Raw genomic sequence first — 12,212 nt, 5'->3', positions numbered from 1 at the left:
TACTATGATCGTATAATTCTATTTATATAAATACTTGATTTTAAAGTGTTTTAAAATGTACCGAATGGTACGAAATGCATTACTTTCATCTAACATCTCCGTATAATCTTCTTCACATTTTTTCGGGGCCCTTTTTCGGCTCCAGTCTCACTCGTCATGTAATGTGCGTAAACAGGAGAACTATCGTGAAACGCAGACATTTTCTGACCTCTCTCGGTGTGCTGTTAATCAGTACTGCTCTGAAGGTCAAAGCCAAAATCATCTCGGGCGGAATGCCGTGGGTTGTTCATGCCGTCAGGCCTCCAAAGCCTGTGGTTGCAGGGGACTGGCTGTACTTTAACCCGCTTGAGGTCGCGACGGTTGAAGCCATCGCTGACCGCATTATTCCTGCCGATGAGCTGAGTATTGGTGGTAAAGAAGCCGGTTGTGCGGTGTTTCTTGACCGTCAGCTGGCGGGAGACTACGGCCAGGCAGTGAGCGTTTATCGCCTAGGTCCGGTAATTCAGGACGGTATCCCTCAGGCTGGTCCGCAGTATAAAGATACCCCAGCCGAGCGTTACCGCACGGGTCTGGCCTCAATCAATGAAGCGTCTAAAGCACACTACAGTGGCAAAACCTTCAGTGAACTGACCCACGAACAGCAGGACGATCTGCTGAGCAAAATCGAAACCGGCGATATTCCCCTGGCGGGTGTGAACGGCAAATTCTTCTTCGCACAGTTGATTCAAAACATGCGTGAAGGCTTCTTTGCCGATCCGATTTATGGCGGTAACAAAGATATGGCGAGCTGGAAAATGCTAGGTTTCCCGGGCGCACAGTATGACTTCCGAGACGTCATCGACCGCCGCGGTGAAGACCTGCACATCATCCCCGTTAGCATGGTTAGCAACTACGAAAAATCATAATAAGCCGGTCACCGAACGGGCAAAGATTCACCTGGAGACAATTTTATGAGCAAAAAAAGAGAGAAGGTCGATGCGGTAATCGTCGGCCTGGGTTGGGCGGGTTCGTTGATGGCCAACGAATTGACGCAGGCAGGGTTGAACGTTGTAGCGATTGAACGTGGTTCATGGCGCGATACCAGTACTGATTTCCCAACCACTATCGACACCGATGAGCTGCGTTTCATCAGCCGCCGCGCTATTTTGCAGCCGACCGCCGTTGAAACCATGACCTTCCGTAATAACCCGATTCAGCAGGCACTGCCGCTGCGTGAGTTCAATACCTATCAGTTTGGTATGAACGTCGGCGGTGCGGGTACGCACTGGAACGCCATGACCTGGCGCTTCCTGCCAAACGACTTCCAGACCTATACCAACACCGTTGAACGCTATGGTAAAGATAAATTCCTGGAAGGCATGCAGGTTCAGGACTGGGGCGTAACCTATAACGATCTGGAACCGTTCTACGACAAATTTGAACGTTTTGCCGGTACCTCAGGCAAGGCCGGTAACATCAAAGGCGAAAAAATTGACGGCGGTAACGTCTTCGAAGGTCCGCGCAGCCGTGACTATCCGCTGCCGCCGCTGAAGCGTACCCAACTGTCGATGATCTTCGACAAGGCAACGCGCGAAATGGGCCTGCACCCGTTCGCCGTTCCAGCCGGTAACACCTCAGGCGCGTACACCAACACCCTGGGCATCAACATGGCCCCTTGTACCTACTGCGGTTACTGTGAATTCTTCGGTTGCGGTAACTGGTCCAAGAGCAGCCCGAATGCCTGTATCCTGCCCGCCGTGATGCAGCGTCCTAACTTCTCGGTTATCACCGAGTCGGAAGTTCTGCGCGTTAATAAAGCGCCAGACGGCAAAACCGCAACCGGCGTTACCTTCATTGGTAGCGACGGCGTCGAGTGGGAACAGCCTGCCGATATCGTCGTCATCTCCGCGTATCAGTTCGATAACGTGCGTCTGATGCTGCTGTCCGGCATTGGCCAGCCTTACGACCACAAAACCGGTGAAGGTGTTGTTGGCCGTAACTATGCCTACCAGACTATTTCTGGCGCGGGCGTGTTCTTTGAGAACGAAAACCTGAACCCGTTTATCGGTGCAGGCGCGCTGGCTCAGGCGGTTGATGACTACAATAGCGACAACTTCGACCACACTAACCATGACTTCATCGGCGGTGGCGTTGCGCTGGTTCACTCAACCAACGGTCGTCCGATCACCCTGTCAGGCGCCGTACCTCCAGGCACGCCGAAGTGGGGCGCGAAGTGGAAGCAGGCAGCCAAAGACAGCTACCAGAACTACAACTCGGTCTACGTGATGGGCAACAGCTATCCACACCGCGATGTGTTCCTGGACCTGGATCCAGAATACAAGGACCGTCACGGCCAACCGCTGCTGCGCGTCACCTTCGACTGGATCGAAAACGACAAGCGTTCAGGTAAATTCATGGCTGACCGTTCTGTTGAAATTGGTCACGCAATGGGCGCAAAAACCGTTGTTCGTCAGGAACCTACCGCAGCACCGTTCTCTCCGATGGACAACCTGTCATCGCACACCACCGGTGGCGCATGTATGGGTGATGATCCTAAGACCAGTGCCGTTAACCGCTACCTGCAAAGCTGGGACGTGCATAACGTCTTCGTTTGTGGCGCATCGGCATTTGCCAACAACGGCGGCTACAACCCGACGGGTACCGTGGGGGCGCTGACCCTTTGGGCGGCTGAGGCAATCAAGACTCAGTATCTGAAATCTCCTGGTCCATTGGTGAGGGTGTAAGCATGGGCGTTAAGAAGACAATCGCTAGCGTTGTTGGCGTAGTTGCTGTCGTTGGCCTGGGTTTTGTCGGTTACAAAACCTGGCATAACTCGCACCAGACCTACACCTTCCAGGCTCCTGCCTCAACCGGAATGACCGGTAAAACGGCTATCGAACGCGGTCAATATCTGGCGCAGGCCGGTGACTGTGTGGCTTGTCACACTGCGCCGGGCGGTAAACCGTTCGCCGGTGGTCTTGGACTGGCGACGCCGTTTGGTACTATTTATGCCACTAACATTACGCCTGACAAAGACACCGGTATCGGTGGCTGGACCGATCAGCAGTTCATGGATGCGGTGCGTAACGGTAAAGGTATTCACGGTGAGAACCTGTATCCTGCAATGCCTTACAACGTCTATGCCAAAGTCAGCGATCAGGACCTGAAAGACCTGAAAGCGTATCTGGATAGCGTGCCGGCGGTGCATTACGACGGTCCTAAAACCAACCTGCCGTTCCCTTACAACATCCGTCTGATGATGTTTGGCTGGAATCTGCTGTTCCTGGATACCGCTCCGTTCAAGGCCGATCCTAAGCAGTCTGACGAGTGGAACCGTGGTGCTTATCTGGTTGAAGGTCTGGGTCACTGTACTTCATGTCACACGCCTAAAAACTTACTGGGTGCCGATGACTTCGGCGTTCATCTGCAGGGGGCTCAGCTTGAAGGCTGGCTGGCGCCTGAGATTACCGGCAACAAACGTCAGGGCGTTGGCGCATGGAGCAATGAGGAGCTGGTGGATTACCTGAAAACGGGTGCCAACGACAAAACTGTGGCTGCGGGCCCAATGGCTGAAGCGGTGCACAACTCTCTGCAACACATGAACAAGCAGGACCTGACGGCGATGGCCGTTTACCTGAAGAGCTTGCCGGGTAGCAAAGACGAGACCCAGACGCTGGTGAACTCGCAGGACGTCATGGCACGGGGTAAAGACATTTACCTGAGCAACTGTGCGGCGTGTCACCAGTCCAACGGTGAAGGCGTTCGCAGCATGGTGCCTGCTCTGAAAGGCAACAATGCGTTGCAGGCCTCTGAACCGACCAACGTACTGCACGTGCTGATGGTAGGCGCGCAGGGCGCGGCAACGGACAGCAATCCGACCAGCGCAGCAATGCCTGAGTTTGGCTGGAAACTGACCGACCAGCAGATGGCCGACGTGAGCACCTACGTCCGCAACAGCTGGGGTAACAGCGCACCAGAGGTTACGGCGGACCAGGCAGCGGCAGCGCGTAAACTGCTGTCAGGTGATGCAGCACTGCATAACCCTGCCACCAAGTAATTGTTTCAAGAGTCATGAAAGGCTCCCGACTGGGAGCCTTTTTTATGTGCGTTAACAAAACCTTTTCCACGACTCGCACCCTCGCTAACCCGAGCTATACTTGGTTATAAGGTCGCCACCTTTTTATCTCTGTCGCATTTGAGAATTTACAGAGCGAAAGGAATGACTTTTGGCCGCTGTGGGCGACTGCCAGCGAGCAAGGGGGTGTATCATGGTAAATCATGTCTGGGGACTGCTGTCACATCCAGGTCCTGAATTGCAACGCATTCAACGTGAACATGAAACTGTTTCTCACGTCTATTCTCATCATGTCCTGCTAATGGCGGCCATTCCTGTCGTGTGTTCCTTTATCGGTACTACACAGATAGGTTGGAATTTTGGTGATGGGCAGAACATGCAAATCACCCTGCTTACGGCAGCTTCTATCGCAGCCGCTTTCTACGTATTAATCCTTTGTGCCGTCGCGCTGATGGGCCGGATCATCTATTGGATGGCGCGCCGGTACGAAAGTCGACCCAGTCTAAACAGCTGTATCGTGTTTGCTGGCTATGTGGCAACGCCGATGTTCCTAAGTGGGATAGTCGCGCTGTATCCACTGGTGTGGCTGTGTCTGTTCGTCGGCCTGATAGGCCTGTGCTACAGCGGTTATCTGCTGTATCTGGGGATCCCTAATTTTCTCGAAATCGACCATCGGGAAGGTTTCCTGTTTTCCAGCTCCACGCTGGCGATGGGCGTGCTGGTGCTAGAACTTTTACTGGCACTGACGGTGATCATGTGGGGATATGGTTCTAAAATATTTTGATTGAGGCCAGGTTATTCCAGTTTCAAATGCAGTAACAGCAGTAATAGATGCCTTATACGCAGTACCCTAAATCCCCGCCGGATAGCTATCTTGCGGGGATTTATTTTTTTATGCCTGCCAGTTTTTCAGTTTGCTGGTTTTGCCAATGCCGGGGTTAAAGCTGTTGGTCGGGTCGGCCTGACGATAGAACTCCTGCAGGTGCGGTTTGGCGAAATACAGATGGCCAACGTTGTGCTCTGCCGGATACTCGGCACCTTTGGCATCCAGAATCTCCAGCATCCGATGTTTAAGCGCTTTGCTATCGACGCCTTTTTTGACGATGTAATCCTGATGGAAAACGTGGCACATAAAGTGGCCGTAATACAGTTTTGCCACTAACTGCTGGTCAATGTCGGGCGGGAGCACTTCAAACCAGTCGCGATCGTTGCGTCGCAAGGCGATATCCAGCGCCAAAATATCTTCCACTTCTTTTTCATGCACGGCGTGATAGCGCACCGCAGCACCGGCGGCCGCAAAACGATGCAGAAAAGCCTTTTTACCTTCATCCGCCGAGCAGACAAAAAAGTCGCCGTCTCTGTCGGCAAAGAAATGGGTCAGGAAGTTTTGCGCTTCCGCCACGCCATCCCCGGACATTTTCAACAGCAGATGATGTTCGTACCGATCGCGGTATTTCTTCATCCGTGGCGGAAGATGGTTGGGAAGGGCGCGGCTCAGGCACTGCATAACGCGGTCACTGAAATGTTTGGGCAGAAAGGGCACCTTACTGATTTTGGCGTCGAACTTACCTTTGGCGGTAAATATCTCAGGCATTTTGTCGGTGCCGAGTTTGTCGATCATCAAAAAGGTATCTTTGCCGTAGACCTCGGTAATATCAAAAATATCGCGATGCATATACTCACCGGCGACCGGCAGATTGTTGAACTCACCGAGTATGCTGCGGCGTAAATCGGTAAGCACGGCGGTGCTGTCCGTGCCGATATAAAACACCTGTTGTTGAGTTTCGGCCTCGAAGGTGTCGAGCCTCACGGCAAAAATGGCTAACTTACCGGCGCAGCCTGAAGCTCCATAAAGGCGGCGGCTGTCGGCGTTGAAGCGTGAAGGCGTGTCGGCATCGACGTCGCGCACTCGCTCGGCATAGTCGTGATCGGAGGCCAGTAGATCACCGTAATGAATATCGGCGGGGGTATAGTTCCCCTGCTCAAGACGGGTGAGGATCTCTTCCGGCGTCGCGCCGAGGTCAATGCCCAAATGGTTGATAAGGATTAGCTTTCCCTGCTCATCTCTCTGTGCATACAGCGCCAGCTCCGTATAGGCCGGGCCGCGTTTCACCAGCGATCCGCCCGAGTTGTTGCACACGCCGCCAATGACCGACGCGCCAATACAGGAAGAGCCAATCACCGAATGGGGCTCACGTCCCAGCGGTTTAAGGCGTTTCTCAAGCTCATACAGCGTGCTGCCGGGAAAACCGATCACCTGCTTACCGTCATCAAGCAGCTGAATGCCGTTGAGCTTCAAGGTGCTGAAGATAATGATATCGCGATCGTAATCTTCGCCGCTCGGCGTTGAGCCCTCGGTCAAACCGGTATTCGCGGCCTGCATGATAACGATTTTGTCGGCCTCGACGCAGGCCTGTAGCAGCTGCCACTGCTGGAGCAAGGTCTGCGGAAAAACAACCGCCAGCGCCTTGCCGCCTCCGGAACGAAAGCCTTTGCGGTATCGTTCGGTCTGGCTTTCGGAGGTCAATACGTGACGACCTCCGACGATATTTTTGAGCCGCTCAATCAATGCGGCGTTGCTCTCTGGTGTGGACGGATGCTGAAGAGTCATTCTGCCTCCCTGTCGTTGTTTCGGCACATTTTTGCCGTTAGCTTGCCTCTAATCATAGGCTTAATTGCCATTTAAGGTATTTAAGATACGTTTTATCAATGGAAGAAGGTCATCTTTCGTCCATTAAAACATCATCAATCTGTCATAGTTGTCGCGCTTAATGGACGTCAGAATCTGCACGTAACCGGAGACAGCATGATGGCGCAAGCTCAACTTAAGCTGGCACAGGCTGAATATCCTCAGGCCGAGCCACAGCATCAGAATAAAGTGTTAGACGTTAAAGGCCTGGTTAAATCTTATAAATCAGGCAGTCGTGTGCTTAATGATATTAATTTTGAACTCCACGCCGGTGAATTTGTTGCCGTGATTGGCCGCTCAGGCGCGGGAAAATCCACGCTGCTGCACGTGCTCAATGGCACTATTCCACTGAGTGAAGGCAGCGTGGTTTGCCACTATGACGGTGGTGAAAAACAGGAGCTGGCGGGCCTGACCGGCAAGGCATTACGCCGCTGGCGAGCGGGCTGTGGCATGATTTTTCAGGATTTCTGTCTGGTACCTCGTCTAGACGTCTTGACCAATGTGCTATTGGGACGCCTGAGCCAGACCTCAACCTTCAGGTCTTTCTTCAACCAGTTTGATGATGAAGATCGTGCGCGAGCGATCTCTCTGCTCGACTGGCTACACCTATTGCCCCATGCGCTACAGCGCGCCGAAAACCTGTCCGGTGGTCAGATGCAACGGGTAGCAATTTGTCGTGCCTTGATGCAGAACCCTAAAATTCTGCTGGCTGATGAACCTGTCGCCTCGCTAGATCCTAAAAACACCTTACGTATTATGAATGCGCTGAAAAAAGTCAGCGAAGATAACATCGCCGTCATGGTTAACCTGCACTCGGTTGAACTGGTTAAAGATTTCTGTACCCGAGTTATTGGTATTGCCCACGGTGAGATTATTTACGATGGACATCCAGACTATTTAACCGATTCGATTTTGCACCAACTGTATGGCGAAGAGAGTGAAGCGGTAAACGGTTAATGATTAACTGTTAACAATTAATAGTTGGCCGTCATTCTATTTGTCATGCCACGGATGGCATAACGTATTTGCTTTCACATTTATCTATTTCATTCTAATTTAATCAATCTACACAAGGGTTATTATTACATGAAGAAGCTATTACGTCTGGCGGTATTCGTTGCAGGGACCATGGCAGCAATGAATAGCATGGCCGCAGATGCACCAAAAGAGTTAAATCTGGGCATTCTCGGCGGTCAGAACGCCACACAGCAAATTGGCGATAACATGTGTGTAAAACAGTTCTTTGATAAAGAACTGAATGTAGATACAAAATTACGTAACTCTTCTGACTATTCTGGCGTTATTCAGGGGCTGTTGGGCGGGAAAGTTGATATGGTATTAAGCATGTCGCCTTCTTCCTTCGCGTCGGTCTATCTTAATAATCCGAAAGCCGTCAGCATCGAAGGTATTCTGGTTGATGACACCGATCAGTCACGCGGTTATCACTCGGTTGTTCTGGTTAAAGCCGACAGTAAATATAAAAAGCTAGAAGACCTGAAAGGCACCGCATTTGGTTTTGCGGACCCTGATTCCACCTCGGGCTATCTTATCCCTAACGCAGCCTTCAAGAAGATGTTTGGCGGGACTACCGACAACAGCTACAACCATTTCTTCTCGAGTACGACCTTCTCTGGCGGTCATGAACAGGATATTCTTGGCGTGCTGAACGGCCAGTTTGCTGGTGCTGTTGCTTGGTCATCGATGATTGGCGACCCGTCAACCGGCTATACCTCAGGCGCATTTGGTCGCATGATGCGTATGGACCACCCGGACCTGATGAAACAGATCCGTATCATCTGGGAGTCGCCGTTGATCCCTAATGGCCCAATTCTGGTGAGCAATTCGCTGCCTGCTGATTTCAAGGCAAAAGTTGTGGCGGCAATTAATAAGCTGGATAAAGATGATCACGCCTGCTTTATTAAAGCCGTCGGCGGTAAGCAGCATATTGGTCCGGCAACGCTGGCCGATTATCAGCAAATCATCGATATGAAAAAGGCATTGACTGAAGGCGGTCGTTAAACCTCAGACTCTCGACAACCACGCGCCATATTATTGGCGCGTTATTTTTATCAGGCAGTGCAGATTATTATCTCCGCCATCAACTGTGGAAGCCTTATTTTGAATACTGAATTTCATCATTATTACCAGCAAATACGCAGCAAGCAAAAAAGAGAGGCGTTAATTTGGTCTGGCTTGATGTTAGTCCTTTATTTATGGGCGGGGAGTATTTCCGAGCTTAATTTAAAAACGATATTCGTCAATGCGCCACACTTTTTTGACTATATTGGTCAAACGGTGCCCACTTTACATTGGCACGATCTGTTTGCCGACGGACATACCAAAGGTTCTCTGGCCTATTGGGGTTATCGTTTAAACATTCAGCTTCCATTGATTTGGGAAACTATTCAGCTGGCCTTTTCGTCGACCATTTTGTCAACCGTGCTCGCTGTCGTGCTGGCCTTTATTGCGGCCAATAATACCGATTCGCCGAAATGGCTAAAATTTAGCGTGCGTACCTTCGTGGCATTCCTGCGTACCATGCCCGAATTGGCGTGGGCGGTGATGTGTGTAATGGCGTTTGGCATCGGCGCTATCCCCGGTTTTATCGCCCTGACGCTGCATACCGTCGGTAGCCTGACCAAACTGTTTTATGAATCAATAGAGACTGCCTCGGACAAGCCGGTGCGCGGCTTAAAGGCGTGTGGCGCAGGACGCCTGCAAAGGATGCGTTTTGCTCTGTGGCCGCAGGTACAGCCCATTTTTCTCTCGTACAGCTTTATGCGCCTTGAAATTAACTTCCGCCAGTCGACCATTCTTGGTCTGGTAGGCGCGGGCGGGATAGGGCAGGAGCTGATGACATCAATCAAACTAGACCGCTATGACCAGGTCAGCATGACGCTGTTGCTGATTATTTTTGTGGTTTCCGTGATGGACTATGCCTCGGGCAAACTCCGTAAACGCGTTGTAGAGGGCACATTCTGATGCTTACCGATTCTTTGAGCGCCACTGAAGTTGCGAGCATTCGTCAGCAACATCGCCATCTTTTTACGGCGCAGCGCCGGACCTTACGCGTGTTGGCCATTTCAGTTGCGGCTATCGTGCTTTATTACCTGGTGTTCTTCCATTTCTACGGTATCTCCGTGGGCCAGTTCACGCACGGCTGCGGTGAGATAGGGAAATACTTTTTGCGCATGTTCGTCTGGCAGAATTTCTCACAGTGGCCGCTGATGTATTACTTTACGCAGATAGCGATTACCTTGGCGATTGTGTTTGCCGGAACCGTAACCGCCACTATTCTAGCCCTACCGCTGTCATTTTTGGCGGCGCGCAATGTGATGTCCACGCCTTTCCTGCGCCCAATTTCACTGGTTGTGCGCCGCATTATGGACGTCTTGCGCGGACTGGACATGGCCATCTGGGGGCTGATTTTCGTCCGTGCCGTGGGGATGGGACCGCTGGCCGGCGCGCTGGCCATCATCATGCAAGATTTGGGTCTGTTGGGGAAACTCTATGCGGAGGGGCATGAAGCCGTAGAGCGTTCACCGAGCCGTGGACTGCGCGCGTTGGGGGCTAATCCGCTGCAAACCCACCGTTTTGGCATTTTCACCCAGTCGTTCCCGACCTTTTTGGCCCTCTCGCTTTATCAGATTGAATCAAACACCCGCTCTGCAGCAGTGTTGGGATTTGTCGGTGCGGGTGGGGTGGGTCTGGTCTACGCCGAAAATATGCGGCTGTGGAACTGGGACGTGGTGATGTTCATTACGATGATTCTGGTGGTGATCGTGATGGCAATGGACAAAATTTCGTCGATGTTACGCGCAAAATATATCATCGGTGATGAAATTGATTTGTATAAACCGGAACAAAATAAACGTCCGAAGATTGAGCTGTACCGTTCGGAATGAAAAACGCCCTCCCGAAGGGGAGGGCGGCTGGATGACCGTCAGGATTTTTCGGCCAGAACGACCAGTTTCTGATTCACAAATTCTTTGATACCCAAGTCTGAAAGTTCTCGGCCAAAGCCTGAACGTTTCACGCCACCGAAAGGCAGTTCCGGCGCAGTATTGGTGAGTGAATTCACGTAAATCATCCCGGTCTCGATTTTCGAGGCCAGCTTACGAGCACGAGTGAGATCGCGGGTAAACAGCGCACCGCCAAGACCGTAATGCGAATCATTGGCCAGTTTCACCAGCTCCTCGTCATTTTTCACCACGTAGACCTGCGCCACCGGGCCAAAGAACTCTTCAAAGTAGGCCGGATTGTCGCGCGTGATCCCGGTGAGGACAGTGGCCTCAAAGAAGTTACCCGGATTGTTGCTTACCGGTTCACCCCCAACGAGCACTTTCGCCCCATGTTTAACGGCTTCTTTCACCTGTTTAGTCAGCGTGTTAACTGCATCAGCAGAAGAGAGCGGACCGAGAGTGGTTTTCTCGTCGAGTGGGTCACCTATTTTCAGCTCTTTAAAGTGCTGAGTGAATTTTTTCAGGAATTCATCGGCGACCTTCTCGTGAATGATAAAGCGTTTGGCGGCAGTACAGACCTGGCCGGCATTGGCAACGCGCGCCTGAGCGCCCACCTTGGCTGCGTGGTCGATATCAGCGTCTTCAAGAACGGCAAAAATATCGTTACCGCCCAGCTCAAGCGTTGATTTTTTCAGTTTACCGGCCGCACGTGATGCCACCACCGCCCCGGCTTTTTCAGAGCCGGTCAGGGCAACGCCTTGAACGCGGTCGTCATCAATGATGGCCGATACCTGATCTTGTGAAATAAACAGGTTGGTATATGCCCCTTTTGGCGCACCCGCTTCGGTAATCAGTTTCTCAAACGTTTCTGCACTGTGCGGCACGATGCTGGCGTGCTTGACCAGCACGCTGTTACCGGATGCCAGATTGGGCGCTAGAACGCGGATAAGCTGGTAGAACGGGAAGTTCCACGGCTCCACGGCCATGATAACCCCGATAGGGCTGTGCTCGACCCAGGCCTCACCCAGGTTTGACTTATAGGACACCGGTTTAAGAAATTCTTCCGCATTTTCGGCATAATATTTTGCGATATCGGCGGTGAGCTGAACCTCTGCACGGCTCTGCTCAATCAGTTTGCCCATTTCGATACTGATGCCTTTCGCCAACTCTTCTACGCGTGACGAGATAATATCCGACAGCTTGTGCAGTACGTTGAGGCGTTGCTTGATATCGCCCTGTGCCCAGTCGGATTTATACAGTTGATGTGCCGTTTCCAGAGCCTGTTCGACGTGCCGATCGTTATGCGTTTGATATTCTTTGATGAGCTTATTGTTGAACGGGTTGATGGTTTGATAAGGCATGAATTGCTCCTTGTTTTGCCGTTCAGAGGGGGAAATCACTGTTGATCCCCTGAACATGAATTGAGGTGCGAAATTCAGCTTTTGCTGCGGCTGACTGTCAAGCATAGTCGAATGAGAGAGTCTTTTTGGTGTTTGGCTGCGGTTCG

Annotated in this window: 10 protein-coding genes; 8 read left to right on the top strand and 2 right to left on the bottom strand. The window is 51.8% G+C overall.

Features of this window, described 5'->3' with window-relative positions; translation table 11 throughout:
- Positions 1 to 185: 185 nt before the first annotated feature.
- The 4 genes from BS640_RS00440 to BS640_RS00425 all read left to right on the top strand — a co-directional run bounded on the left by BS640_RS00440 (position 186) and on the right by BS640_RS00425 (position 4,838).
- Positions 186 to 905, top strand: coding sequence for a gluconate 2-dehydrogenase subunit 3 family protein (locus tag BS640_RS00440; protein ID WP_017493651.1), 720 nt, complete (start codon positions 186 to 188; stop codon positions 903 to 905).
- Between the two features lie 45 nt (positions 906 to 950).
- Positions 951 to 2,723: a GMC family oxidoreductase gene (locus BS640_RS00435; protein ID WP_017493650.1), complete on the top strand. Its 1,773-nt coding sequence runs from the start codon at positions 951 to 953 to the stop codon at positions 2,721 to 2,723.
- Between the two features lie 2 nt (positions 2,724 to 2,725).
- Positions 2,726 to 4,036: a c-type cytochrome gene (locus BS640_RS00430; protein ID WP_084911554.1), complete on the top strand. Its 1,311-nt coding sequence runs from the start codon at positions 2,726 to 2,728 to the stop codon at positions 4,034 to 4,036.
- 211 nt (positions 4,037 to 4,247) lie between these two features.
- Positions 4,248 to 4,838: a Yip1 family protein gene (locus BS640_RS00425; protein WP_017493648.1), complete on the top strand. Its 591-nt coding sequence runs from the start codon at positions 4,248 to 4,250 to the stop codon at positions 4,836 to 4,838.
- 108 nt (positions 4,839 to 4,946) lie between these two features.
- On the opposite strand, the gene dld is transcribed toward BS640_RS00425, so the two are convergent.
- A complete protein-coding gene (dld, locus tag BS640_RS00420) occupies positions 4,947 to 6,665 on the bottom strand; it encodes a D-lactate dehydrogenase (protein ID WP_084911552.1) in 1,719 nt (572 codons plus the stop codon).
- 198 nt (positions 6,666 to 6,863) lie between these two features.
- On the opposite strand from dld, the gene phnC reads away from it, so the two are divergent.
- From phnC to phnE (BS640_RS00400), 4 genes are all read left to right on the top strand, one after another.
- Positions 6,864 to 7,700, top strand: coding sequence for a phosphonate ABC transporter ATP-binding protein (phnC, locus tag BS640_RS00415; protein ID WP_026110766.1), 837 nt, complete (start codon positions 6,864 to 6,866; stop codon positions 7,698 to 7,700).
- A gap of 129 nt (positions 7,701 to 7,829) precedes the next feature.
- The gene (gene phnD / locus BS640_RS00410) at positions 7,830 to 8,762 is read left to right on the top strand and encodes a phosphonate ABC transporter substrate-binding protein (RefSeq protein ID WP_017493645.1); all 933 of its coding nucleotides are present in this window, start codon (positions 7,830 to 7,832) and stop codon (positions 8,760 to 8,762) included.
- Between the two features lie 99 nt (positions 8,763 to 8,861).
- Positions 8,862 to 9,725, top strand: a complete 864-nt coding sequence (gene phnE / locus BS640_RS00405; protein WP_026110765.1) for a phosphonate ABC transporter, permease protein PhnE — start codon at positions 8,862 to 8,864, stop codon at positions 9,723 to 9,725.
- Positions 9,725 to 10,648, top strand: a complete 924-nt coding sequence (phnE, locus tag BS640_RS00400) for a phosphonate ABC transporter, permease protein PhnE (RefSeq protein WP_084911550.1) — start codon at positions 9,725 to 9,727, stop codon at positions 10,646 to 10,648. Before phnE (BS640_RS00405) ends, phnE (BS640_RS00400) begins: the two co-directional genes overlap by 1 nt.
- Positions 10,649 to 10,686: 38 nt before the next feature.
- Here phnE (BS640_RS00400) and BS640_RS00395 read toward each other — a convergent pair whose 3' ends face one another.
- The gene (locus tag BS640_RS00395) at positions 10,687 to 12,066 is read right to left on the bottom strand and encodes an NAD-dependent succinate-semialdehyde dehydrogenase (RefSeq protein WP_084911548.1); all 1,380 of its coding nucleotides are present in this window, start codon (positions 12,064 to 12,066) and stop codon (positions 10,687 to 10,689) included.
- Positions 12,067 to 12,212: the final 146 nt, after the last annotated feature.

It is taken from the genome of Rouxiella badensis (genome assembly GCF_002093665.1).
In the GTDB taxonomy this organism is placed as follows: Bacteria; Pseudomonadota; Gammaproteobacteria; order Enterobacterales; family Enterobacteriaceae; genus Rouxiella; species Rouxiella badensis.
Note: the sequence above shows the minus strand (reverse complement) of the source record. Positions and strands in the feature narration are given on the sequence as shown.